Origin of the sequence: Polycladospora coralii, assembly GCF_014773435.2 — a bacterium.
GTDB lineage: Bacteria > Bacillota > Bacilli > Thermoactinomycetales > Thermoactinomycetaceae > Polycladospora > Polycladospora coralii.
This window is the reverse complement of the sequence record NZ_JACXAG020000010.1, coordinates 12064-38435: the sequence shown is the minus strand read 5'-3', so window position 1 is coordinate 38435 and position 26372 is coordinate 12064. Positions and strand designations below refer to the sequence as shown.

The 26372-nt window shown below is 41.5% G+C and carries 26 protein-coding genes and 2 tRNA genes; 27 read left to right on the top strand and 1 reads right to left on the bottom strand.

Annotated elements, in window-relative coordinates:
• Positions 1–149 precede the first annotated feature (149 nt).
• The 10 genes from yabP (at position 150) to ftsH (ending at position 9183) form a co-directional block, all read left to right on the top strand.
• The gene (yabP, locus tag IC619_RS14990; RefSeq protein WP_191140938.1) at positions 150–440 is read left to right on the top strand and encodes a sporulation protein YabP; all 291 of its coding nucleotides are present in this window, start codon (positions 150–152) and stop codon (positions 438–440) included.
• Positions 437–994 (top strand): spore cortex biosynthesis protein YabQ, encoded by a 558-nt coding sequence (yabQ, locus tag IC619_RS14985; RefSeq protein ID WP_191140939.1) that lies wholly within the window; start codon positions 437–439, stop codon positions 992–994. Before yabP ends, yabQ begins: the two co-directional genes overlap by 4 nt.
• A complete protein-coding gene (locus tag IC619_RS14980) occupies positions 994–1362 on the top strand; it encodes an FtsB family cell division protein (protein WP_191140940.1) in 369 nt (122 codons plus the stop codon). Before yabQ ends, IC619_RS14980 begins: the two co-directional genes overlap by 1 nt.
• Before the next feature lie 146 nt (positions 1363–1508).
• A tRNA-Met gene (locus IC619_RS14975) sits at positions 1509–1584 on the top strand.
• Between the two features lie 13 nt (positions 1585–1597).
• Positions 1598–1674 (top strand) — tRNA-Met (locus IC619_RS14970).
• Between the two features lie 87 nt (positions 1675–1761).
• Positions 1762–2265 carry a DUF402 domain-containing protein gene (locus tag IC619_RS16900; protein WP_191140941.1) on the top strand — a complete coding sequence of 168 codons (504 nt, stop codon included), beginning with the start codon at positions 1762–1764 and terminating at the stop codon, positions 2263–2265.
• Between the two features lie 283 nt (positions 2266–2548).
• Positions 2549–5014, top strand: coding sequence for a stage II sporulation protein E (gene spoIIE / locus IC619_RS14960; RefSeq protein ID WP_191140942.1), 2466 nt, complete (start codon positions 2549–2551; stop codon positions 5012–5014).
• A 201-nt stretch (positions 5015–5215) separates the two neighbouring features.
• Entirely contained in the window at positions 5216–6634 is a 1419-nt protein-coding gene (gene tilS / locus IC619_RS14955; protein WP_191140943.1) for a tRNA lysidine(34) synthetase TilS, read from the top strand.
• Between the two features lie 36 nt (positions 6635–6670).
• Positions 6671–7213 (top strand): hypoxanthine phosphoribosyltransferase, encoded by a 543-nt coding sequence (gene hpt, locus IC619_RS14950; protein WP_191140944.1) that lies wholly within the window; start codon positions 6671–6673, stop codon positions 7211–7213.
• A gap of 47 nt (positions 7214–7260) precedes the next feature.
• Positions 7261–9183 (top strand): ATP-dependent zinc metalloprotease FtsH, encoded by a 1923-nt coding sequence (gene ftsH / locus IC619_RS14945; RefSeq protein ID WP_191140945.1) that lies wholly within the window; start codon positions 7261–7263, stop codon positions 9181–9183.
• A 113-nt stretch (positions 9184–9296) separates the two neighbouring features.
• On the opposite strand, the gene IC619_RS14940 is transcribed toward ftsH, so the two are convergent.
• Positions 9297–9596 (bottom strand): hypothetical protein, encoded by a 300-nt coding sequence (locus IC619_RS14940; RefSeq protein WP_191140981.1) that lies wholly within the window; start codon positions 9594–9596, stop codon positions 9297–9299.
• Between the two features lie 177 nt (positions 9597–9773).
• Between IC619_RS14940 and IC619_RS14935 the strand changes: the two genes are divergently transcribed.
• The 17 genes from IC619_RS14935 to IC619_RS14855 all read left to right on the top strand — a co-directional run bounded on the left by IC619_RS14935 (position 9774) and on the right by IC619_RS14855 (position 26370).
• Positions 9774–10559 carry a type III pantothenate kinase gene (locus IC619_RS14935; protein WP_191140946.1) on the top strand — a complete coding sequence of 262 codons (786 nt, stop codon included), beginning with the start codon at positions 9774–9776 and terminating at the stop codon, positions 10557–10559.
• Positions 10560–10622: 63 nt separating this feature from the next.
• Positions 10623–11510: an Hsp33 family molecular chaperone HslO gene (gene hslO / locus IC619_RS14930; protein WP_191140947.1), complete on the top strand. Its 888-nt coding sequence runs from the start codon at positions 10623–10625 to the stop codon at positions 11508–11510.
• A gap of 119 nt (positions 11511–11629) precedes the next feature.
• Complete coding sequence (cysK, locus tag IC619_RS14925) at positions 11630–12556, top strand: cysteine synthase A (protein ID WP_191140948.1); 927 nt, start codon at positions 11630–11632, stop codon at positions 12554–12556.
• Positions 12557–12684: 128 nt separating this feature from the next.
• Entirely contained in the window at positions 12685–13272 is a 588-nt protein-coding gene (locus IC619_RS14920) for an anthranilate synthase component II (RefSeq protein WP_191140949.1), read from the top strand.
• A 22-nt stretch (positions 13273–13294) separates the two neighbouring features.
• Positions 13295–14155, top strand: coding sequence for an aminotransferase class IV (locus tag IC619_RS14915; RefSeq protein ID WP_224749660.1), 861 nt, complete (start codon positions 13295–13297; stop codon positions 14153–14155).
• Positions 14156–14167: 12 nt separating this feature from the next.
• Positions 14168–14974 carry a dihydropteroate synthase gene (folP, locus tag IC619_RS14910; protein WP_191140951.1) on the top strand — a complete coding sequence of 269 codons (807 nt, stop codon included), beginning with the start codon at positions 14168–14170 and terminating at the stop codon, positions 14972–14974.
• A 21-nt stretch (positions 14975–14995) separates the two neighbouring features.
• Positions 14996–15355: a dihydroneopterin aldolase gene (folB, locus tag IC619_RS14905; protein WP_191140952.1), complete on the top strand. Its 360-nt coding sequence runs from the start codon at positions 14996–14998 to the stop codon at positions 15353–15355.
• The gene (gene folK, locus IC619_RS14900) at positions 15352–15903 is read left to right on the top strand and encodes a 2-amino-4-hydroxy-6-hydroxymethyldihydropteridine diphosphokinase (RefSeq protein ID WP_191140953.1); all 552 of its coding nucleotides are present in this window, start codon (positions 15352–15354) and stop codon (positions 15901–15903) included. Before folB ends, folK begins: the two co-directional genes overlap by 4 nt.
• The gene (gene dusB / locus IC619_RS14895) at positions 15897–16895 is read left to right on the top strand and encodes a tRNA dihydrouridine synthase DusB (RefSeq protein WP_191140954.1); all 999 of its coding nucleotides are present in this window, start codon (positions 15897–15899) and stop codon (positions 16893–16895) included. Before folK ends, dusB begins: the two co-directional genes overlap by 7 nt.
• Positions 16896–16922: 27 nt before the next feature.
• Positions 16923–18410, top strand: coding sequence for a lysine--tRNA ligase (gene lysS / locus IC619_RS14890; RefSeq protein WP_191140955.1), 1488 nt, complete (start codon positions 16923–16925; stop codon positions 18408–18410).
• A 323-nt stretch (positions 18411–18733) separates the two neighbouring features.
• Complete coding sequence (locus IC619_RS14885; RefSeq protein ID WP_191140956.1) at positions 18734–19372, top strand: nucleotide exchange factor GrpE; 639 nt, start codon at positions 18734–18736, stop codon at positions 19370–19372.
• Positions 19373–19558: 186 nt separating this feature from the next.
• Complete coding sequence (locus IC619_RS14880; protein ID WP_191140957.1) at positions 19559–21082, top strand: Hsp70 family protein; 1524 nt, start codon at positions 19559–19561, stop codon at positions 21080–21082.
• Positions 21083–21602: 520 nt separating this feature from the next.
• Positions 21603–22790, top strand: a complete 1188-nt coding sequence (locus tag IC619_RS14875; RefSeq protein ID WP_191140958.1) for a CpaE/TadZ family protein — start codon at positions 21603–21605, stop codon at positions 22788–22790.
• 6 nt (positions 22791–22796) lie between these two features.
• On the top strand, positions 22797–23243 hold the full coding sequence (locus tag IC619_RS14870; protein WP_191140959.1) for a prepilin peptidase: 447 nt from the start codon (positions 22797–22799) through the stop codon (positions 23241–23243).
• A 32-nt stretch (positions 23244–23275) separates the two neighbouring features.
• The gene (locus tag IC619_RS14865) at positions 23276–24058 is read left to right on the top strand and encodes a CpaB family protein (RefSeq protein ID WP_191140960.1); all 783 of its coding nucleotides are present in this window, start codon (positions 23276–23278) and stop codon (positions 24056–24058) included.
• Positions 24059–24077: 19 nt separating this feature from the next.
• A complete protein-coding gene (locus IC619_RS14860) occupies positions 24078–25442 on the top strand; it encodes a TadA family conjugal transfer-associated ATPase (RefSeq protein ID WP_191140961.1) in 1365 nt (454 codons plus the stop codon).
• On the top strand, positions 25435–26370 hold the full coding sequence (locus tag IC619_RS14855; RefSeq protein ID WP_191140962.1) for a type II secretion system F family protein: 936 nt from the start codon (positions 25435–25437) through the stop codon (positions 26368–26370). The genes IC619_RS14860 and IC619_RS14855 overlap by 8 nt, the downstream gene beginning before the upstream one ends.
• The last annotated feature ends 2 nt before the right edge of the window (positions 26371–26372 follow it).

Genomic DNA, 26372 nt, shown 5'->3' with positions numbered 1-26372 from the left:
TAGCGAAGTCAAAACCTGGAGGAAGAAGTGGACAATCAGTTTGACCGATAGGGAGAGCTGCTTTGCAAGGCGAAAGTGCAGACCGTGAACTCACTTGTTCTAATTCTATACTTCTGGTCATAACTTGTACCATAGAGGAGGTACAGGCTATGATCGAAGAAGAAATGAAAACCACAACACACGAAATTGTGATGACCAATCGAAATGTAATGGAAGTAAGTGGTGTGATTAGCGTGGAAAGCTTTGATAGTGAAGAATTCTTGCTCCAAACCGACTACGGATATTTGGGCATTCGGGGGCAAGATTTGCATATACAAAATCTAGATTTGGAAGAAGGTCGTGTATCAATCGAGGGGCATATTCTAGATATCAGTTATCTCGACATTCAGACGCCGCGAGCGGAGAAGGCGAAAGGTTTATTGGGTAGGTTATTTAAATGACCTTATATACGCAGTTCATTACCATGGTATCAATGTTAGGCTCTGGTATGATACTCGGTCTCTTACTCGATATGTATCGCGTCGTCACTTTTCGCTTTAAAATTAGAGGTTGGGTGGTATCGCTCGTCGATCTTTTATACTGGATTCTTGCTAGCTTACTCGTATTTAGTGTTTTAATATGGAGCAATTGGGGAGAATTGCGTTTTTATATTTTTCTGGCGATATGTTTCGGTTTTTTTTCGTATCACAGATGGATGAGTGCTGAAGTGATTCGTATCTTGCGAAAAATACTAGTCGGATTAGAGCAGATCGTACGATTTTTGCTTCAAGTTATTTATGTCCTTATTATTGCACCTATTGTATGGATTTGGAACGCATGCGTAAAAATACTTCTTTTTTTACAAAAGGTATCGATCTGGATTTTAAAACAACTCCTCCGTCCTATAGATTGGCTATTTCGTCCGATCAGTAAACGGTTGAAACCAATGATAGTTCCATATACCAGTCGTTTGAAAGGTTGGTGGGAGAAGAAAAGAAAAGAAGGTGATTCTTGATGGCACTCGAACGGGGAAATGTATTTCAGATGCGTCATAATCATTCGAAAAAAAAGCCGACAGATGAAGAAAAAACAAAACAAGCCGTCCATCCAATTGTACGCAGACGTCGATTGCTGTGGTTGTCGATTATGCTCCTTTTTATTGGATGGACCTTAGTACAACTTCTGGTACAGAAAAATGAAATGTGGGATTTAGAAGATCATTTACAAGCAAAAGAAGCAGAGCTAAAAACGGTGCAGTCTAAAACTGATGTCTTAAAAAAAGAAATCAAGCAACTTCATAATGATGAGTACCTTCTTGAACAAGCACATAAAATGGGTTATAGAGAAGAGAATGAAGCATTGTACAAAGTAGAAGAAAACTAGAGATTGGCGGCTCGTCTATTTAGCCGCTCCGCTCTGCCCCTGCTGTTGATCGAATCAAAATTTTTATATTAAGTGTTGACATCGATCTGTATGGTTGGTATACTAGTTCTTGTTCGCAAGGGAAACGACATCTGAACAACTTATAACGCGGGGTGGAGCAGTTGGTAGCTCGTCGGGCTCATAACCCGAAGGTCACAGGTTCAAGTCCTGTCCCCGCAACCAATATTTTTTATATGGCGGTGTAGCTCAGCTGGCTAGAGCGTACGGTTCATACCCGTGAGGTCAGGGGTTCGAGCCCCTTCACCGCTACCAAAGTAGGATTAAGAAAGAAGGCGAGTAAAAACCCGCAACCAGGGTTGTAAATCGCCTTTTTTTTATGCAGGCACAGGGAGTGGTTGTGTGAATGTCGTCATCAAAAAAATTAAATTTACTACGATAAATAAAACCTACACAGAGCTTGTTAGAGACTGGCGTGGGCGGCATTGTTTTTCCACACAATATGCCAATCCGGATGGTAAGCGTATTTTTCTTACATACTATTTCGTGCGCAAAGGGTACACCATTTCCAAAGTCTTTAATCGTAATGGAGAGTTTTTATACTATTACTGCGATATCATGGAAATGCATCAGATTGGTAGATTGCGCTATATTATGGTTGATTTGTTGCTTGATCTGATCATTTATCCAGATGATCGGTATCACTTGATTGATATTGATGAGTTTGCAGATACAGTTGATAAAGGGCAGTTGAAGAAAAGACAGCAAGTACATGCACTGCGAACATTAGATCAAATGATTCGACTGCAATTGAACAAAAAGTTTATTCCTGCTTTTATTCAGGAAGCCAAGATGTTTCCGCTAAATGAATCACAGCGGGCACCTAAACGGAAAAGCTTGGATTAAATTCGACAAAGCGATGATAGCTCCACATAGGATCATAAGAAGGTTTGTCGTATTAAACTACAAAAGTGAATAACTCGACATAAATCTTCTTCAATTTGACAATCCCTCCAAAGATTTTGGAGGGATTTTTTAATGAAATTGTGAGATGGATGGTGTCTATCGTTTGATCTAGCAAAAATGAAAAATGTCGTAAAAATTATTTTGAAGATTCACATGTTTTGACAAACTTTTGCTTAACATCTCGCTATAATGGGTGGCAGATTATACAAAGAGGGTGTCTGTTATGAAAAAAGGAATCCATCTAAAAAAAATACTCGTTTTTCCACAGTGGAAACAAATAGGAGTAGGCTCAGGTCGACAGCAACGGCTTTTATATTTTTTCTCTAAGATGTGGAATCTACCGCTGATTCTGATGGGAGTATTGTTAGGTAGAGCGATGATTCTAGACCAAGTGGCGCCGTTTGCACTTGCTTATCTGGCGGTTGTATATCATATTTCACGTAAACAGTGGCCAGTGGTGATGGTTTCCCTTATTATTGGGGCTGTAACGATTCAACCTGATTTGACGGTAAAAATTATATGTAGTCTATTTTTATATGTGGTGATTCAAAAGATTGGAGAATGGATGGGTAAGGGACAGATGAATTATGCGCCTTTCATGGTCGCGCTCACTTCTTTACTCATTCATATACCCATTTTTTGGTTTAAAGCTTTTACTTCCTATCAGGTCTTAATAGCGGGAATTGACATACTGCTCTCATTTATTTTGACATTTATTTTTGTAAATGCATTACCGTTGTTTACGATGAAAAAGAAGCGTTTTCTGCTGCGACACGAAGAAATGGTCTGCTTGGTGATCTTAGTCGGATCGGTAATGACAGGGTTGATTGGTTTAACAATAGCGGATATTTCCTTGGTTCATCTTTTTTCACGCTACTTTATATTAGTGGTCGCACTTATTGGTGGTGGAATGCTCGGTTCTTCTATGGGAGTCGTGATGGGATTAGTGCTTAGTTTGTCCAATCCTGCGTCACTCTTACAATTAAGTCTGCTCGCATTTGCCGGTTTATTAGGTGGATTGTTTAAGGAAGGAGGTAAGATAGGTGTAGCGATTGGATTTATGATGGGATCTGCTATCTTAACATTGTATGATCAAGGCTCAACGATGATGTGGATGTCTTTACAGGAGTCCCTAATTGCTGTCGTTTTATTTTTGCTTACTCCACAAAAGATATATGCTTGGCTAGCCCGCTATATACCAGGTACATCTGAAAATCAGGATATGAATCAAGACTATGTAAAAAGATTGCGTGATGTTACGGCAACTAAAGTAGATCAGTTTAGAGAGTTATTTCATGAATTAGCAATCAGCTTTCGAGAGGATGAAGGTAAACAACGAAAAGAAGATGAAGATCATTTAAACCATTTTATTACAGAGGTAATGAATGAAGCATGTGTGGGTTGTAGGCGTGCAGAAACGTGTTGGAATCAGAATGTGATGACGACCTATCATGGCATGATGGATTTAATGGCTCGTTTAGAAAACGAACCGCCACATCAACGGTTACCAGTTCCACGTGCATGGAGTCAGATTTGTGTACGCGGGGAAAGTGTGATGGATGTAATTCGTGCGCAGTATGGCGAATATGAAAAAGATGATTTTTGGAAAAGTAAAATGCGGGAATCACAAAGACTCGTATCTGAGCAACTTGCGGGAATGTCTGAAATCATGTCTGAATTAGCTAGTGATATCAGGAGAGAAGTAGAAGTGCTCGGGGGACAAGAAGAACAAATACATGATGCTTTAGAGGAACTTGGCTTATCTATACAACGCGTCGATATTATTAACTTAGAAGAGGGTAAAGTAGAAGTAGAAGTGATGATTCCGCATCGCGACGGGTTAGATGAATGCAAAAAATTAGTAGCTCCATTGCTTACTGAAATTTTGGGTGAGCCGATTGCGGTTTATCGTAAGGTGATTAATGACCGTACAGAAGCGGCACTCATTACACTTGGATCTGCCCAGCGCTTTGAATTAAAAACAGGGGCAGCTACAGCCGCAAAAGGTGGTGCTTATGTTTCTGGTGATAGCTACTGTTACATGAATGTGGGGACGGGTAAATATGCAGTCGCTTTAAGTGATGGTATGGGAAACGGGCCACGTGCACAGCGCGAAAGTAGTAGCGCATTAAAATTGATGAAAAAACTATTGCAATCGGGCATGAGAGAAGAACGAGCAGTAGATACGATTAACTCCATCTTAAGTTTGCGCTCCAGTGATGAAGTGTTCGCAACGATAGATTTAGCTATGGTTGATTTAAATACAGCAGAAGGTCGTTTCATGAAGATCGGATCAACACCAGGCTTTATTAAGCGGGGTAAATCCGTTATTCCGTTGGCGGCATCTAATCCTCCTATTGGCATATTAAAGGATATTGACATCGACTCTGTGGAAATGAAATTAGAACCAGGTGATCTCATTATTATGATGACTGACGGCGTATACGATGCACCACGTCATATCTTAAATAAAGATGCTTTTATGGAAAAAATCATCAAGGAAATCGTTACTAAAGACCCACAAAGCTTTGCAGATTGCTTATTGGAACGTGTTATACGTCAACACCATGGTCAAATTAAAGACGATATGACCATCGTTGTATCTAAGGTAGAGCGTTATGTTCCTGAGTGGTCTACCATACGCTTGCCAGGCTTGCAACGTATTGATCGATCACCTGCTGTGGTCTAGTTGGTTTGCTTATTTGTATAAAATGACATAAGATACAGAGAGAAGTGATTGGTCATAAGCCTAGGGAGATACCCAGGCTTATATCTATTTTCAGTCGTGTTGATGAAACATCATACACGATGGCTAGAAAGAAAAATCATGCCAATCGACACACCCGATTTAATTTTGTAAGCTTTACTATGTTTGAGGGGATGAAGAAAGGTGCTTCATCGTAAACTAAAACAGATGATTATTAAAAACGAATGGTTTGGAGCAACTGATCACCTTCTAGTAGGGGTCTCAGGAGGTCCAGATTCAATGGCTTTACTTCATGCTTTGCTTCGTCTTCGTGCTGATTTTAAATGGAAATTAACCGTGGTTCATGTGAATCATCAGTTACGAGAATATGAGAGTGATGAAGACGCTACTTTTGTAAAGGAAATATGTAGAACCTGGGATGTGGATTGCCATGTAATTTACGTCAATGTGAAGCAGGAATTACAGGAGTTTGGTGGAAATAAACAACAAACAGCTCGAAATTTACGCTATGATGCATTTGCTCAAGTAGGTGAGCAGGTGGGTGCGCATAAAATGCTACTTGCACATCATGCTGATGATCAAGTTGAGACGATCATGATGCGCCTCTTGCGGGGGACGGGTATGCAAGGATTAGCGGGTATGAAACCACAAACCAGATGGAAAAAGCTTTCGCTTATTAGACCATTTCTGTTTGTATCAAGAGCAGAGATAGAGGAATATTGTAGGCATGAGCATATTTTGTTTCGAACGGATTCCAGCAATCAAACTCTTACATATACGCGTAACCGTCTCCGTTTGGAGTTGATACCTCAATTAGAAACGTATAACCCCCACTTTAAAAAAGCGCTTCAACATTTAAGTGAGGTGATTCATGAAGAGGAGCTTATATGGGATGAATTAACCCAAGAAGCGTTAACTAAAGTGATTCAATATAAGAGTGAACGTAAGTATTTGGTAAAAGTGTCAAGTTTTCTTCATCTCCCAATCGCTTTACAAAGAAGAGCAGTTAAATTAATATTAAAATATCTCGCACCTACAGGGGAGCAATTAGATTCCTTTGAACGGATTGAAGAAATTCGCAGGCTTGCTATGCATACAAGTCCATCAGTTTCTATTGATCTTCCTCATGGGCTTAAGATAAGTCGAGAATATCAACTTTTGTGCTTTAGTCATGGGAGTGAGGAACTGACAATTCCACAGCCGATCGAAATTCCTTTGGAAATTTCTCTTTTTGCATCAGAAATGGCTTCACTTCCTGGATTTATGGGTAAAATAGAAATAATGGAGTCTCACTACCCGATACATAATGTAAAACCTTGTCATGATTGGGTGGTATTTGACAAGAATGCTTTGTCTGAACCACTTATGGTCAGAAGTCGGATGGCTGGAGAAAAGATGGCCTGCTATGGTATGGATGGGAAGAAAAGTGTAAAATCTCTTTTTATGGAAGCGAAGATTCCTAAACATATGAGAGACACTTATCCCGTGATCTCATCTGGTAATCAGGCGGTATGGATTCCAGGAGTACGACGATCGTCAATCGCTTCTATCCATAGCGGAACACAGCACTACCTCTATCTTTTATGGTATAAAGATAGCTGATTTCATCATTATTTTAAGATTTGCAGGAGGTTACCTATGCACCAAGATATGAAAAAAACCCTAATTTCAGAGGCGCAGATTGCCGAAAAAGTAGCGGAGTTAGGAAAAGTGATTTCCGCTGACTACAAAGGACTTGATCCCCTTTGTATCGGAGTATTAAAAGGAGCCGTTCCTTTTATGGCTGACTTTATCCGTAAAATGGATGTTCCTTTAGAAATGGACTTCATGGCGGTTTCAAGTTATGGTGCCTCCACTAAGTCTTCTGGCGTCGTGCGGATATTAAAGGATCTTGATACATCAATTGAAGGGCGGCATGTCCTTATTGTGGAGGATATTATCGATACAGGGTTGACGCTCAGTTATTTAGTTGACTTATTAAAGGGGCGCAATGCCGCATCAGTTAAAATTGTCACATTACTGGATAAGCCAGCAGGTAGAACAGTTGAGCTTAAACCAGATTATTTTGGCTTTACGATTCCAGATGCATTTGTAGTGGGCTATGGTTTAGACTACGCTGAGAAATATCGTAACCTACCCTATATCGGTATACTGAAAGAAGAAATTTATCAAAAATCATAGAAGTTGCTATGATAAAATGCTAGGTATGAAATGAGAGGAGGCCAGGGATGAAAAACTTCTTCCTCAGGAATGGGATATTATATGTTATTCTCATCCTTGTCACAATTGGCGTTGTAAAAATGGTCGCCCAACAGGGCACGGATCCAGCTGAAATAAGTTATAACCAGTTCAAGCAGTCTTTGGCGCAACAGCAACTGACTGATCTTACCGTTCAATTTGATAATAATGTATATGTCATTGAAGGTAAATATAAAAATAATGCGGAAAAAACGTTTATTACCAAAGCACCCGCTTGGTATGGCACAACAGTCGTACAAGATATAGATAAGGCAAATGTGAAAGTTAATTATGAAAAGACAGAGGGTAATTCCATCTGGTTTACCTTTTTCACTTCTATTATTCCATTTGTACTTCTGATTTTGCTCTTTTTCTTCATTTTAAACCAATCTCAAGGCGGCGGTAGCCGTGTAATGAACTTCGGTAAGAGTAAAGCTAAGCTTTATAATGAGGAAAAGAAAAGAGTAACCTTCGGCGATGTAGCGGGAGCAGATGAAGAAAAGGCGGAGCTAGTTGAAATCGTCGATTTCTTAAAAGATAATCGCCGTTTTGCAGCTATAGGTGCGCGTATTCCAAAAGGGGTTTTACTTGTAGGTCCTCCGGGAACAGGTAAAACCTTACTAGCACGGGCTGTCGCTGGAGAAGCTAAAGTTCCTTTTTTCTCCATCAGTGGTTCCGACTTTGTAGAAATGTTTGTAGGGGTGGGTGCTTCTCGTGTACGTGATTTATTCGAACAAGCCAAGAAAAATGCCCCTTGTATCATCTTTATTGACGAAATTGATGCTGTAGGTCGTCAACGTGGAGCTGGTTTAGGTGGCGGTCATGATGAGCGTGAGCAGACTTTAAACCAGTTACTTGTTGAGATGGATGGTTTTGATGCGAATGCGGGTATCATTATGATCGCGGCTACTAACCGACCTGATATTCTAGATCCAGCGTTACTACGTCCAGGGCGTTTTGATCGCCAAATCTTGGTAAACCGTCCTGATGTGAAAGGACGAGAAGCGGTCTTAAAAGTGCATGCGCGTAACAAGCCATTAGCAGATGATGTAAAATTGTCCGTGATTGCGCAGCGTACAACAGGTTTCTCTGGAGCTGACTTAGAGAACTTGCTAAATGAGGCGGCACTCCTTACTGCTCGTAATAATAAGAAAAAAATTACGATGGAAGAGGTTGATGAGGCTGTTGACCGTGTGATTGCAGGACCACAAAAACGATCACGTGTCGTTAGTGAGAAAGAGCGCAAGATTGTGGCATATCACGAAGCGGGCCATGTATTATGTGGATTCTACGTTGAAAATGCGGACATCGTACATAAGGTTACGATTGTACCACGTGGGCAAGCTGGCGGTTATGCCATGATGCTACCAAAAGAAGATCGCTATCTAGCGACGCGTAATGAATTATTAGACCGTGTTACGGGTCTTCTAGGTGGTCGGGTAGCAGAAGAAATTATTTTTGGAGAAGTGAGTACTGGAGCAAGTAATGATTTTGAAAAAGCGACGGCTATCGTGCGCTCCATGATTACACAGTATGGCATGAGTGAAAAATTAGCTACGATGGTATTCGGCCGTTCAGAAGGACAAGGACAAGTCTTCCTCGGTCGTGATCTTGGACACGAACAAAACTACAGTGATAAAATCGCATATGACATTGATATCGAAATGCAAGAGCTGATCCGTCATTGTTATACTCGTGCGTCAGAGATTATTACCGAACACCGTGAAAAACTTGAGTTATTGGCACAAACACTACTTGTACGAGAAACACTTGACGAAGAACAAATTAAACAACTACTTACTGAAGGTAAAATCACAACTTCTGATGTCGTTGTTAACATCCAAGGAAATGATAAAAAAGAATCTGATGAAGACGAAAAGAAAACAGATGCTTCAACAGATGAAGAACAGTAAAAAGATCATAAAAAAGGACTTCCGTCGCGTATGGAAGTCCTTTTTAAACTGATTAAATCACACAAAATTCAGTTATTGATTCAGTTAAAAAAATGAACACCTTCAAACTGGCGTTACTTGTGCTTCAATAGATAAACATCTTTGGCGATGAGACCAGTAGCCACTTCATTATTCGTAAGACGCTCATTGGTTTGGCTTACATCATTTTTGATCTCTTGTAGATCTTCTTCGACCCGATCAAACCGTTTGTCTATTTGCTCAAACCGTTGGTCTACTTGCTCAAACCGTTTATCTATCTGTTCAAATCGCTTATCTATCTGTTCGAACCGCTTGTCCACTTGCTCAAATCGCTGATTCATATCATTTGCTAGTTCTTTTATGGCTTGTAAGATTTGGTTTGTTTCCTTGCTCAATCTCCTCTCCTCCTTTATTTTTATGTATGAGATCCTTTTTTGTAGAGTATAGCATACACGTGAACGCAATCACAAGTTTGTGTGGTGAGGGTGTGCTGCAATCAAAACTGGAATTGTTCTTTTCATGTGGTATTGGTAAGATGGTTGTGAAACAAATTATCAAAAGCAGGTGGCCAGATGTCCAACACGAAATATTTACTTGTTATAGATGTAGGAAATACCAATATTGTGATGGGGGTTTACGAAGATAAGCATCTCAGGCATAATTGGCGTTTACACTCTAACCGTAATGCAACGGAAGATGAATTTGCAATGACATTTAAACATATCCTTCAACATGTCGGAATTAACTTCAAACAAATCGAAGGAGTCATTATTTCCTCCGTGGTGCCTCCGCTTTCACTGGTATTAAAAAAACTAACTGAAAAATACCTAACGCAAACACCCTTGGTGCTTGGGGCGGGGATTAAAACAGGTTTGAATATAAAATACGAGAATCCACGTGATGTAGGTGCTGATCGTATCGCAAACGCTGTAGCAGGAATAGATAAATATGGTACGCCTCTAATTATAGTGGATTTTGGAACAGCAACCACATTTTGTTACATAGATGAAGCGGGTGATTATATTGGGGGCAATATCACACCGGGTGTCAGTATCTCAGCCGAAGCGCTTTATCAACGTGCAGCTAAACTGACACGAGTAGAAATCGTTAAGCCAGACCAAATTGTGGGTCGCAATACTGTGCAGGCCATGCAATCAGGTATTTATTATGGCTATGTTGGTTTAGTGGATGGAATGGTTTCTAAGATGATCGAAAAGATACCTGGTAAGAAGCCGACCGTGATCGCTACTGGAGGCCTAGCACAATTGATCTGTACCGAAACGAACACCATTGATGAAGTAGATCATCACCTCACTTTAGAGGGATTACGAATGATATACGAGCGTAATAAAAAGTAATTAGTAGTATGAGATATCCCAATTTAAAACAGAATAAACATAATTGTGAAGGAGGGCGTCGTTGTGTCAGATTATGCCATTCGAGCTATCTCAAAAGACAAACAAATCCGTGCTTTCGCAGCCACTACTAGGCATCTTGTACAGGAGCTACAAAGCCGTCATCAAACATTACCGGTTGCATCTGCTGCGTTAGGGCGTACTGCAACGATGGGTACCATGTTAGGTCTTACTTTAAAGGAGCAAAATCATAAGCTTACCATAACCGTCGATGGGGATGGTCCTTTGGGTAAAATCGTGGTGGATGCCAATGGACAAGGGGACGTACGAGGCTATGTAGATAACCCAGCTGTAATGGGGAATGCGCTCGAAAGTTACAAGTTAAATGTGGGCGAAGCAGTTGGAAAAGGCACGATATATGTTGTGAAAGATCTTGGCTTACGGGAACCTTATCGTGGAACATCTCCGATTGTTTCGGGAGAACTAGGAGATGATTTCACTTATTATCTCGTATCATCCGATCAAGTTCCTTCCTCGGTAGGACTAGGTGTAAATGTGAAAAAAGAAGAGATTTTATCTGCAGGTGGTTATATGGTGCAAGTGATGCCAGAGGCTGATGAAGACTCGGTTCAACAACTGGAAGAGCGGATTTCACAAATTGAGTCTATCTCAGAACTACTTAAAGCGGGTATTACACCGGAAGAATTGTTATACAAATTATTAGGAGAAGATGCTGAGATACTGGAAAAACATTATCTTCGTTTCGCTTGTAAGTGTTCGCGAGAACGTACACACCAAATGCTACGCTCGCTCGGGAAAGATGAAATTACTGGGATTTTAAAGGAGCTGGGTGAAGCGGAAGTGGTGTGTCATTTTTGCAACGAAAAATATCAGTTTGACGCACATGAATTGGAACAAATGCTTTTTGAAATCAAGCGAATGGAAGCCAATTGAGGAGAAGGTTACACCTTCTCCTTCGGGATAAATAGGAATGTTGACAATTGATTTTATTCGCTGGTAAAATGAAAGAAGTATAATCCCTACAATATTAATAGGATTAGGGGGTATTTAAGATGCGCGTAGCCAATCATATTCTTGAATTAATTGGACAAACACCGCTTGTAAAACTAAATCGGATTGTGGGAAAGTCGGACGCAGATATCTATCTTAAATTAGAGTTTTTTAACCCAGGGGGTAGTGTTAAGGATCGCATTGCGCTATCCATGATTGAAGAGGCAGAAAAAAGAGGCGATTTAAAAGCGGGAGATACGATCTTAGAGCCTACCAGTGGAAATACCGGTATCGGACTTGCGATGGTAGCAGCCGCTAAAGGGTATCGTACCCTTCTCGTCATGCCAGATACGATGAGTATGGAAAGACGCAACTTACTCCAAGCATACGGAGCTGAACTAGTACTTACACCAGGAGCTGAAGGAATGAAAGGTGCCATCGCCAAGGCCGAAGAAATTTCCAAGCAGCATCCAGATTATTTTGTGCCCCAACAATTTAATAATCAGGATAATGTAAAAATTCATCTCGAAACCACCGCTGTAGAGTTAGTAGAGCAACTTGGAGATAAGATGGATGCGTTTATAGCGGGTGTAGGTACCGGTGGAACCATAACAGGTGTTGGAACTGTGCTAAAAGAGAAGTATGGGGATGTACACATCGCTGCTGTAGAACCAGCTGATTCACCAGTACTATCTGGCGGGAAACCAGGGCCGCACAAGATTCAAGGAATTGGAGCAGGCTTTGTGCCGGGTATCCTCAATAAAGAAATTTACGATGAAGTGATCACTGTTGAAAACGAAGAAGCTTTTACATGGGCACGCCGTGCAGCGAAAGAAGAAGGGATTCTAGGCGGGATTTCTACGGGTGCAGCGATTGCAGCAGCGATCAAAGTGGCTCGTCGTCTAGGAGAAGGAAAAACAGTCGTAGCCGTTGTACCTAGTAATGGAGAACGTTATCTATCTACAGCTTTATATCAATTCGAAGAGTAAATCATGGCAATTTAAACCGCACTGATCTGATGAAGATAGGTGCGGTTTTTGTTTGTGGTGTGTTAAAATGATGAATAATATAGAAGAGCAATGGCGTTAGATTAGCTGAGTTGAGAGGAGAATAGCAGATGATTTTAATGATTGATAACTATGACTCATTTACGTATAACATTGTGCAATATTTAGGTGAGATGGGCCATACCATTCGAGTAGTACGGAATGATGAAATACAAGTAGAGGAAATCGAAAGGCTGAATCCGGAAGCAATCATGATTTCTCCGGGACCCTGTACACCAAATGAAGCGGGAATTAGTCTTGATACAGTAAAGGTATATGCAGGTAAGATTCCCATACTGGGTATATGTCTCGGACATCAAACGATCGCGCAAGCGTTTGGTGGTAAGGTGATACGAGCAGATCGGCTGATGCACGGGAAGACTTCTCCAATTTATCACGACCAAAAAACGATTTTCGCCGGAATCCCGTCACCTTATCGAGCAACGCGTTACCATTCACTTATAGTAGATCAAGCAAGCTTGCCCGCCGAATTTGAAATGACTGCGCATACGGATCAAGGGGAGCTGATGGCGATTCGACATAAACGCTTCCCCCTTGAAGGGGTACAATTCCATCCGGAATCCATTATTAGTGAACATGGGAAAACGTTATTTACAAACTTTTTAAAGGCGTATACCACACGCTCATCTCAGGTGTAGGGGGACAATATCTGTGTCTGTCATGTGGATGAATGGAGAGTTAATAGATGAACAGGCCGCTTCGATCTCTGTGCTTGATCACGGTGTGCTCTATGGAATCGGTGCGTTTGAAACCATACGTATCTATGAGGGGCATCCCTTTTTACTTGATGATCATCTGGATCGACTCCATTCGGGCTTAGAGCGGATGTGTATTCGTGCACCGTATACGCATGAACAATGGCGAGAGCAAATTCAAAAACTGATCGCGATCACAGCGCAAAAAGAAGGTACACTAAGATTAACGGTGACAGCTGGTAAGGAAGGGCTTGGTCTGGCGACTCGCGTTTATGAAAATCCACAAACCATGATCTTCATCAGGCCCTTACCTCATGGCCATCATACTTGGTTTACGCAAGGTAAGCAGCTACAGGTGTGTACGGTGCCGAGGCAAGCAGTTGGTGGAGCGGAGTCGTTTAAAACAGCCAACTACATGAATAGTGTGTTAGCGAGACAAGAGATTCATGATTTTCCCCGTACAGAAGGATTGATGCTCACGCCAGAAGGAAAGCTGGCCGAAGGAATCGTGAGTAACCTTTTTTTTGCGAAAGGAAATACCATCTTCACACCTGCGCGCTCGCTTGGCATATTAGATGGCATTACGAGGAGATTTTTGATACAGTTAGCAAAACAAGAAGAGTTGAAGCTAATAGAAGGTGCCTTTACAGAAATTGATCTGGATGAAGCGGATGAAATATGGGTAACCAATTCCGTACAAGAAATCGTACCGATTATCACATGGCGTGGTGTTACCAAAACAGAGCGTACGGTGATGAACCAACTGTATAAGCGCTATCAATTATACACACAACAACAACTTCTAACGATGGAGCAGCTCAGCTAGGAGGACTTAATCATGAAAAGTGGAGCAACTCGTACTTTGATCATGGGAATTTTGAATGCAACCCCCGACTCATTTTCAGATGGAGGTCAATTTAATCAAGTCGAGCAAGCTCTGGTACACGCCAAACAAATGATAGCAGATGGTGCAGATATGATTGATGTAGGTGGGGAATCTACTCGTCCTGGAGCTACACCCGTAGATGCCGATGAAGAAATACGACGTGTCATCCCGGTTATTGGCAAGCTGGCGCGTGAATTAAGTATTCCGATCTCCATTGATACGTATAAAGCAGAAGTGGCGAAACAGGCGATTGAAGCCGGGGCTACCATTATCAATGATGTCTGGGGAGCAAAAAGAGACCCTCATATGGCCAAACTGGCGGCAGAGACTGGCGTTCCTATTATTTTAATGCATAATCGAAATGAAACGCCCTATCGAAATCTCATGGAGGATATCATCGAAGATTTACGCGCCTCCATTCAAATTGTAGAAACAGCTGGGGTTAAAGCGGAAAACATCTGGCTTGATCCAGGGATCGGCTTCGCGAAGACTTACGAAGAAAATCTGGCGGTCATGCGTAATCTTCATCAAATTGTAGCCTTGGGTTATCCGGTCTTATTGGGCACGTCGCGCAAATCGATGATTGGTCAGGCCCTTGATCTCCCAGTGTCTGAACGACTAGAAGGAACAGCAGCTACAGTAGCATATGGCATTAGTCAAGGCTGTCAAATTGTGAGAATTCATGATGTGAAGGAAATGGCACGTGTCGCTAAGATGATGGATGCGATGTTACAGGGAACAAGCTTGTCAATCGATTGAAAAAACAGAGGAGTGGTTCCAATGGATAAAATCTTTTTTAATCAAATGCGATTCTACGCTTATCATGGTGTATACTCCGAAGAAAATCGCTTGGGACAACGTTTCATGGTCGATCTCGAACTTGGTTTAAACCTGCAACCTGCCGCACAAGCAGACGATTTGAAGAAAACAGTCAACTATGCAGATGTGTACAACAAAGTGAAACAAGAAGTAGAAGAAACACAAGTCAAGCTAGTGGAGACGTTAGCAGAACGTATCGCCACTTGCATTCTAGCCGAAGACCAGATTGAAGAAGTGCGGGTACGCGTTACCAAACCGGACCCTCCGATCGCAGGGCATTATGATGCCGTCGGTGTCGAAATCGTAAGGAGAAAATCATGAGCAGGAAAGTGACCGCTTACCTAGGCTTGGGAGCCAACCTAGGTGATCCGATCCAACAATTAAAGCAAGCCATCAAATGCTTACACCTCACCAACGGCATTTGTGTTTCACAAATCTCATCCGTCTATCAGACATCACCGGTAGGAGTTACAGATCAACCCGATTTTTACAATCTCGTCGTGGAAATACAAACCATCTTGACGCCACATACCTTACTCGATAAAGTGTTACAAGTAGAGAAAAGATTAAAACGTATACGTGATGTCAAATGGGGGCCGCGTACGATCGACATCGATATTTTACTGTATGAGAAACGCCAGATCACCCAGGATGATCTCAAAATTCCTCATCCTGAAATGAGTAAGCGCGCCTTTGTCCTTATTCCTTTACAGGAGATTGCGCCAGATGTCATGATTCCAGGATTGGATCAGTCTGTAAATCAATGTATGGCTACCCTTCCACCAGAACAAACCATTCAAAAATATGCAGAACAAATCGCGCTCACAGGTGTACGGACGCAAAACAGAAAGGAGGACTTTAGATGCTAAAAATTGGTGACATAACGATGAAAAACCAAGTTGTGCTAGCCCCGATGGCAGGGGTTTGTAACCCTGCTTTTCGCTTAATTGCCAAAGAATTTGGTGCTGGGTTAGTTTGTGCAGAAATGGTAAGTGATAAAGCCATCATTCATGGGAATAAGCGCACACGTGAAATGTTATTTGTGGATGAACGTGAAAAGCCGCTTAGCCTACAAATCTTTGGTGGGGATAAAGAAACGTTAGTGGCAGCAGCTAAAGTAGTAGATCAAGAAACAAATGCAGACATTATTGATATTAATATGGGGTGCCCCGTACCTAAAGTAACCCGATGCGATGCTGGAGCGAAGTGGTTACTTGATCCGGATAAAATTGAAGAGATGGTATCAGCTGTAGTCGCTGTTTCCAGTAAACCCGTTACCGTAAAGATGAGAATTGGCTGGGATGACGAACATATCTATGCAGTCAAAAACGCCAAAGCAGTGGAACGAGCAGGCGGAAAAGCGGTATCCGTACATGGCCGCACACGTGTACAGATGTATAAAGGAAAAGCGGACTGGGAGATCATCCGTCAAGTGAAAGAAGCAGTAGATATTCCGGTCATTGGAAATGGGGATGTCTTTACACCAGAAGATGCAAAGCGTATGCTTGATATCACAGGTTGTGATGGTGTGATGATTGGCCGTGCTGCCCTAGGCAATCCGTGGATGCTATATCGGACGATTCACTACCTTACACATGGCGAACTTGCGCCAGAGCCGAATGCACGTGAAAAAATGGAAATTGCGATTCTCCATATGGATCGATTAATTAGCCTTCGTGGCGAATACGTAGCGGTGCGTGAAATGCGTAAACATGCTGCTTGGTATCTAAAAGGCCTACGCGGGTCTTCCAAGATTAAAGATCTAGTTAATGAAGAAGAGACGCGTGATGGTATGGCTAATCTATTGCTTAACTTTGCACAAGAAGCCGAAGCTAAGCAAAAAGAAAGAGAAGCAGTTTAAAAGGAGATCGTGGAAGGAGTAGACAAGTTGACACAAGAAATTCAAGAAAATGACCTATTACAAATTCGTCGAGATAAGCTAGATACATTAAGGGATCGTGGAATTGATCCCTTTGGACAAAAATACGAACGGACGCATGCCGCAGTCGAGATTGAAAAACAATACGATGCGTTCTCCAAAGAAGAACTAGAAGAAAAAGCCGTAACGGTAAGGATTGCCGGACGATTGATGAATAAAAGAAAACAAGGGAAGGCTTCTTTTGCTCATTTACAAGACATGTCCGGTAAAATTCAAATCTATGTCCGATTAGATAAAGTGGGCGAGGAGCAATACGAAACATTCAGCTCAGCCGACATCGGTGATTTCTTAGGCATTGTAGGGATTGTTTTCAAGACCAATCGTGGGGAAATCAGTGTAAAAGCGAGTGAAGCCACCTTGCTTTCTAAGTCACTGCGTCCACTCCCAGAAAAATACCACGGTCTCAAAGATGTCGAGCAACGTTATCGTAAACGTTATCTCGACTTAATCATGAACCCAGATGTAAAAGATACCTTTATCATGCGCTCCAACATTATTAGTGCGATGCGTCGCTATTTGGATGGACAAAATTACCTAGAAGTAGAAACGCCAACGATGCACACCATTGCCGGCGGAGCGAGCGCGCGTCCTTTTGTGACACATCATAATGCTTTAGATATGACCCTTTATATGCGGATTGCCCTTGAATTGCATCTCAAACGGTTACTAGTCGGTGGTATCGAAAAAGTGTATGAAATTGGACGCGTCTATCGGAATGAAGGGATATCTACGCGCCATAATCCTGAATTTACCATGCTCGAACTATATGAAGCATACGGAGATTTCCACAGCATTATGGATTTAACTGAAAATCTCATTGCACATACAGCACAGGAAGTACTAGGAACCATGCAAATTGAATATCAGGGACAAGCGGTCGATTTATCTCCAGGCTGGGCTCGTAAATCGATGACTGAGCTGATCCACGAGCATGTAGGTGTTGACTTCACAAATCAAATGAGTGACGAAGAAGCATATGAACTTGCTAAAGCGCATGGTGTCCAAGTGCCAGAAAAGATGACTTTTGGTCATGTGGTAAATGAATTCTTCGAACAAAAAGTTGAAGAGAAACTGATTCAACCTACCTTTGTTTATGGTCAGCCCGTAGAAATTTCACCACTTGCTAAGAAAAATGCCGATGATCCCCGTTTTACAGATCGCTTTGAACTCTTTATCGTAGGGCGCGAGCACGCCAACGCCTTCACTGAGTTAAACGATCCAATCGATCAACGGGAACGCTTTGTAGCACAAGTGGAAGAAAAAGCAAAAGGAAACGATGAAGCTCATCCGATGGATGAAGATTATATCGAGGCACTTGAATACGGTATGCCACCTACAGGCGGATTAGGAATTGGTATCGATCGTGTTGTGATGCTATTAACCGATAGTCCTTCCATTCGTGATGTATTACTCTTCCCCCATATGCGTCATCAATAAAACGAAGGTTATCCACAAGTTATCCACAGATATCCACAGGTTGTGTATAACTAAAAGAGGTGATGGAAGCAAACATCACCTCTTTTGTTCATGTGAAAAGAGAATTTTATACGAAAGTAGAAATACAACTTGTCTTCATAACAGAAAGGGCATATAATGACCGTAAAAGGGCAACAAATATTCACTTTTGCATTTTATACGTATGCATGAGAAAATGAGATAGATGATGGATCAGCGACTGGGTAAAAGGAGTCGCTATAAGCGTAATTAATAAAATTAATAAAATTTACAGACGGTAATGATAGAATCAGGGAGGTTACGGTATGGGATCCCGAAATGAAAACAATCGATATGAGGCAAAGGATCAAAAGCCATTCTCTCCGCCCGATTCGCGCTTCGGATTTGGAAGAGACCGTGGATTAAGAAATGTATCACAGGATGCAAAACCAAAAGAATCTCGTACACAACAACAAATGATGTCGATGCTAAATAGCCTGCAACAAAATTTCTCATCATTGCTTAGTGTTGTAAATAATCGACTTAGCTATGATCAAACCAAAGAAGTAGCATTTGATCGCCTCTATAAAGAGATGGAAGAAATGAAGCAAGACCAAGAATTGTCACAGTTGCGTCCGTTATATATTGACTTAATTCTACTGATTGATCGCATGAACACGATCTATAATGACAAACTGGACTCCGGTGAACAAAATCCGGAATTGGTGAGTACATTGCAAACACTCAGCCATGAAGTGCTGGAGATTTTGTATCGTCGAGGTGTAGACCTCATTGTAGCGACATCGAATAAATTTAACCCAAGTATCCAACAGATTGTCGAAGTGGTTCCCACTAACAATCCAGCTGAAGATAATTTAGTTATTCATATGGTACGACACGGCTTTAAATATAACGATGTGGTTCTACGACCGGAAGAAGTTGTCGTCAAAAAATACCAGGCGTAATCTGTTCATCCAAGTGCCCAGGTATAATGGAGAATATCCATTAACGTGGGAGTTGTTTTGTTGACTCAATGATTAGAGATCATTCAGATGAAAGAATAAAGAGGGACTTTTTACCGCGATAAAGAAATAAGCGTAAGAGAGCCGCTAGAAAATCGGTTCTTCGGGATTTAAAGGAGTGAATGCCAAATGAGTAGAGTAGTAGGGATTGACCTTGGAACTACATACTCAGCCATCGCCATTGTAAACCGTTACGGAAAACCAGAAATACTTACCAACCGTGAGGGGGAGCGGATTACCCCTTCTGTGGTCTTATTTGATGGGGAGGATCCTGTGGTTGGAAGTATTGCGAAGAGGTCTGCGGTTGCGAACCCCTTTAATGTCATTCAATTTGTAAAAAGACAGATCGGCGACAAAGGTTGGAAGTTCCGCACGGAAAATGCAGAAGCCTACACACCAGAAGAGATTTCAGCTATGATCTTAAAACGTTTAAAAGAAGATGCTGAAACCTTATTAGGTGAAAAAGTAGAAGATGCTGTGATTACGGTTCCGGCATACTTTGATGATGCGCAACGTAAAGCGACACAAGATGCAGGGCGTATTGCAGGTCTTAATGTGCTCAGGATCATCAATGAACCGACTGCAGCAGCGCTTTCCTATGGTCTAGATAAAATGCATCTGGCACAAACCATTCTCGTATACGATCTCGGTGGTGGTACTTTTGATGTAACCATCATGAAGTTATCTGAGAAGGGTATACAAGTCTTATCTACAGGTGGGGCTAGGGACTTAGGTGGATTTGATTGGGATAATGCCATTATGGGTTATCTGAATGAGGAGTTTAAAAAACAGGGTGGTTTTGACTTACTTGATGACCCCATGTTAGAGCAAGATTTACGTGAAAAGGCAGAAATTGCTAAAAAAACACTTACCTCACGTGAACGTACCAATGTCTTCTTGTCGGCTCACGGCATGAATACGACGGTTACCCTAACACGAGAAAAATTTGAAGGGCTTACGGCATCCTTACTAGAGCAAACGAGAAAGATCATGCAGTTTGTACTAGAAGATGCAGAGCTACAATGGTCTGACTTAGATCGTGTTTTGCTAGTGGGTGGCTCTACACGCATGAAACAAGTATCCAACATGATTGAACAAGTGACCGGTCTAAAACCATCACTCGATATCAACCCTGACGAGGCGGTTGCCCACGGTGCAGCCATCCAGGGTGTTATCTTGCACATGCAAGATGGGAAAGCCGATGAAAGCTTAAAGCAAACTTTCCCGATGGTCGACGTGCAAGATGTAAACTCACATAGCATGGGTGTTGTGGCACTCGATGAGAATGGACAAGAGATCAATTCCATTGTACTGAAAAAAGATACACCGATTCCTTGCCGTGTGAGTGGTCATTATACCACCACGGTCGATCAACAACAACAACTTCACATTCAGGTGACTGAAGGAGAAGATACGGAAATTCAGTACGTTAAAATTGTGGGTGACGGCATTATTAACTTACCTGAATATCCAAAAGGCGCTCCACTCGAAGTGATTTTTGAATATGATAGTGATGGGATTATTCATGTATCCGTCATTGATTCATCAGCGGGTAATCTACTAGGTGAGCTTGACATTGAACGTGAATCAAATCTCACGGAAGAAGAAGTAGAACAAAAACGTTCGCGCGTAGGAAAACTCGCGATTACTTAAACGATTATCAGCCCTTATATTATTTATAATTGAAACGAAAAAGCGATCCCGATCAAGCAGGGATCGCTTTTTCGTTTCGTAAATGAAAAAATGATGTATAAATTGGTAAGAAAAAGATTGTGCAAACAGTGTAAAATCGGTATAATTTTACTGTTTAATGATTGATATAGAATTATTGTCGTATATATCCCTTTTATTTCATCGCAATAGAACATATGCATACAACTACATAAAATGACTTACAATTATTTAGATGGAATTTACAAAATCTGTTTACTTTTAATGAGATATATGATAATTAAAGAGAGAACAAAGTAGGATAGAACCGTAAAATCACTGCAAATAGGTTTAGCCCTTTATATTTTTATTTATTCAATATCTTTAGAAATTAAGCTTGTAGAATGCATTTGACTTTGATAGACTTCTATATGTAGAAGTCAACCTGAAAAAGACCTTATTCCTACTAATTGGGAAAGTATGCAAATTAGTGGAAATTGGAGCAGGAGGTTTTGAGTTTCCCATGATCTCAGACATCAAACTATTAATCGTATCCGAAGAACCTGCCATCGCTACAGACTTACAAGAACGCTTAAAGTCTTCCTTCGCACAGATTACAAGTATCTATGCATCCGAAGTAAGAAGAGAGATCTCCCGTATTCAACCGGATATCGTCCTCTTACACGAAGGAAAAGATGGACTAGGCATGCAACTCATTCCCTATATTCGTAAAGAAGTGGCCAAAGCCGAAATCATCTATCTAACCGAATTAAAAGACTCCATCCGAGTTCGCGATGCGAGCCGTGCCGGTGCCTTTGACGTATTATTCTTCCCTGATGAGATTAATGCTTTAAATGATGTGCTCCCACGTGCCATGAAATCGATTCAGACTAAAGAAGTTAAGAATAAAGAGGAGACAATCTTTAACTGGGGGCGTGGTCAAGTCATTGCTGTCTACAGCGGAAAAGGTGGTTCAGGTAAAAGTCTAGTAGCTTCGACCCTAGCGCAAACTTTACAACTTGAATCCAGCTCAAGTGTACTTCTAGTAGACCTCAATTTACAGTATGGAGGTGTAGAAACCTTTTTAAATATTGAAGGGAATCGCAATTTGTATCACTTGACACCAGTCCTACATGAGCTTAATGACAACCATATTCGTAGTGTCACAGTGGTTGAACCGAACTCATTGGTAGAGGTGCTAGCTAGCCCAGCTGATATTGAGATTGGAGAACAGGTTACAGAAGACCATGTAGAGCGCGTTTTGCGAGCAGCGAGGCTTTACTACGATTTTATTATTATTGATTTACCCACTGAAATGACAAATATCGTTTATACAGCACTAGAAGAAGCGGATAAGATCATGTACATCCTAACTCCAGACGCTGTAGCAATGCGTACCCTTAATCGGGTGTTAAGTCTATTCCAAACGGTTGGCGTAGATCCAACTGAGCGCCTTGAAATCATGTTGAATAAGGTAAACCGGGATTCAGAAATTAGAAGTAAAGAAGTGAAAGAACGATTCAACTTCCCCCTCATCGGAGAATTTCGTGAAGATAGTAAAAAGATTGAACAAATTATTAATCGAGGTAAAGCGATACGGACCAGTAAAAATGAACGTAATAACTCTTCTTTCGTCAAAGATATTCAGAAGCTGGCGCATATGATGCTGGGCAAAGACAAAAAAAATAAAAAGAGTAAGTCAGTGTCTTAAAGATAGATGTGGCACCATATTCTTTATCTCACGCTCATTGGCATACTACTAGCGGCTACGATAACAGATATAAAAGGACGAATTATCCTCAATCGTTTTTCCATAAGCGGAATGATAGTGGCTACTATCGTCCACTTGATCGATCCCGCTTTATCGTGGTGGAACTATATCCTGACGGGAAGTATCGTCTTTATCTTGTTATTCCTTGTTGCTGTTATCACAGGGGAACGTTCAATAGGGGGAGGAGATGTAAAATTATTTGGCATGCTTGGATTTGCAGTAGGATGGCCTGATTTTTTACTCTTATTTATCCTAAGCCACCTTCTGGGTGCAGCCTATATTCTGATCCGCAAGCTCATGCTGTGGAAGCAAATTAACCGTCATACCGAATTTGCCTTTGCTCCCTTTATCTTAGTAGCGACTGTTATCCTTTACCTATGGAAATGGCTTTAACTAAATAAACAAATAAGCAGGTGTTAGCATCTATGCAAGACGCAAAAAGAAGAGCGATGTTATTTCTCATATTAGCCCTTATTCTTTCTACTGTAGCAGCTTATCTATTTATGGAAAAAGTAAACTCAGCATCTACTGAATTGAGCGATACCATTACGCTCTACAAAGCGACGAAGAAGATTGATGCCAGACAACCATTAAAGCGTGAAGACTTTGAAGCGGTAGAAGTGCCTGTGAAATTCATAGAGGAAACCAACTTAATGGGGATTACAAGCTTGGATGCTATACAGCTAGAACAAAATAGTGAAGGAATCCCGCTGGAGGCATTAGTTTCTGTTACACCTTTAATCGAAGGCGACGTATTAACAAGCAACACTTTAAAGGTTAATAATATTGTCTCATCTGCCGACAAGCGTATGGTTGTACTGCCCCGCTCTAATCGAGTCGGGTTTGATGGATCTTTTGATTACAATGATCGCGTTGATATTGTTGTTACATCCAAAGAATCGAATACGAAAACGATGTTCCGTTCTATTCCTATCATTGGGATTTCCAAGTCAGAAGAAGGCGGCTTGAGTGGGCTCGGTCTAGAAATGACCTTATCCGATGCAGAAAAATTGATACAACACCAAAACTTTTCAGTCTCTATTCGTGTTCTTAAAGCACCTAACTCAGATAGTAAAAATAATAAGCAAACTGGAGCCGTTAATCAAAAAATAGATAAAAAGGATCTTCCTAAGCAAGAAGAAAAAGAAGACGAAGAAAAAGAAGTTACATCGTTAGATCCAAGCGAGACAGATGGTTCAGGTCACTAAGTGGTGAAGGAGTTAAAGTATGAGTTTCTTTTCACAAAATCAAAAACGAACGTTACCTAGAAGGACGACGTCAAAAGAGAAACAGCTAAATCAGATGGATGATACACGTGTGAACGAACTTGCGCAGCACTATAAGGCTCGCTTATTACGAGAAACGGACCTTGAAAAGCTGACCCAAATGCCATCGGCTGAGTTAAGACTTACACTTGATCGACTGGTGTCTCGATATTTAGGTGATGAGCAAGTGGTCATCACAGCACAAGAACGTGAACGAGTTATTTCCCGTATAATCAATGAATCCGTCGGTTTTGGGCCACTTGAAGCTTTGCTTGAAGATGACGACATTACAGAAATTATGGTAAATGGACCCCATGAAGTCTTTTACGAAAAAGCTGGGAAACTTCACAAAACGGATATTCAATTTCGTGATGAAGAAGCACTTCGACATGTCATAGATCGAATCGTAGCTCCGATTGGACGAAGAGTGGATGTAAGTTCACCAATGGTAGATGCTCGGTTACCTGATGGTAGCCGTGTGAATGCAGTGATCCCACCGATTAGCTTAAAAGGTTCACTGGTCTCTATTCGTAAATTTCGTAAAGATCCGATTGTATTAGATGATCTCATCGGGTATCAAAGTTTAACACCGGAAATGGGTCAATTTTTAACGAGTTTAGTGCAAGCCAAACTAAACCTCATTATCTCAGGGGGAACGGGAAGCGGTAAGACTACTCTACTCAATGCACTAGCATGCCATATTCCACGTTCTGAACGGATTGTCACCATTGAGGACATGGCAGAGCTTCGTATCCCACACGATCATGTAGCAGGGATGGAAGCGCGGCCTGCCAACGTAGAAGGTAAAGGAGAGGTCAGCATTCGGCAGTTGGTCCGAAACGCCTTACGGATGCGTCCTGATCGTATTATCGTCGGAGAGGTGCGGGGATCGGAAGCATTTGACATGCTCCAAGCGATGAATACAGGTCATGAAGGTTCACTTACCACAGTTCATGCCAACTCACCTAAAGATGCGATGAGTCGTCTCGAAGGTATGGTCATGATGTCGGGTCTTGATTTACCATCAGATATTATTCGTCAGTATATTGTAGGAGCCGTCGACTATATTATCCAGATCAGTCGTCTGCCTGATGGCCAACGAAAGATGATCGCCATTTCAGAAATGGAGCAAAAAGCAGACGGATCAGTAAAGATGAATGATATCTTCAGCTTCGTGCAAACGGATGTATCGTCAGATGGAGAGGTTCAAGGTACTTTCACTGCTACTGGTTACGTACCCAAGGTAATTGATCGTCTACAAGCTTACGGGGTCGGTGTGAACCCTTCTATTTTTAAGCCACAGGCAGGAGTGAAGCTTTATGAATGATGCACCATTCATTGCTTTGTTAGGTGGAATGGCAGTCTTTTGTATAATCGGTGCGCTCTACTTCGGTTTGCAGATGCGTTCAGCTAAAAAAGAAACAAATATTGTATTAGAGAAGTATATCGGTATTCAGAGTGAAGTGGGCTGGTCAGATCGGTTAGCAGACCGCTTAGATCAAATGGCTTGGGCGAAGCGATTGGAACCACAATTGCAACGAGGGAGCATCCGGTTACGTCCGTCAGAGTATGGAGCGTTACTATTAGTAGCCGGAGCGATTATTATTTTCCTTTTCTATCAAATTATAGAGATGCCATTTTTAATCAGCTTTTTGATCGGTACTTCACTCACGCCATTTCTATCAAAGATGTTTATTAACTCGCGTAAGTTTCTATACATTCAAAAAATCGAATCGCAGCTATCTGAAGTTTGTCGCCTACTAGGTAGTGCAGCACGTGCTGGTATGTCCATTCCGCAAGGCTTGGAATTAGTCGTCCAAGAAACAACGGGACCTGTGAATCAAGAGTTAGGTATTGTCGTGCGTGAGTTGCAGTTAGGTAGAAGTATAGAAGTTTCACTGCACGAATTACTCAAACGTGTTCCTAGTAGGGATTTACAAGTGTTTGTAAATGCCTTAATCATTCAAAGAAGAGCAGGTGGTGATCTAGCGAAAGTGCTAAGTGAGATGGGGAGTACAATGGAAGAGCGAAAGATCATCCACAAAACCATAGATGCAACCGTTGCACAAGCACGCTATTCGGCATATATGTTACCTCTCGTATCGCTTTTGATCGTTGTTATGATGAGCCAAATGATTGATAATTTTTATGATTTCTTTACCAATATTCTTGGTATCATCGTGCTTATAATCTTTGTAGGCCTGCAAGTAATCGGGTTCTTGCTAATTAAAAAGATCGCCGATATTAAGGTATAGGG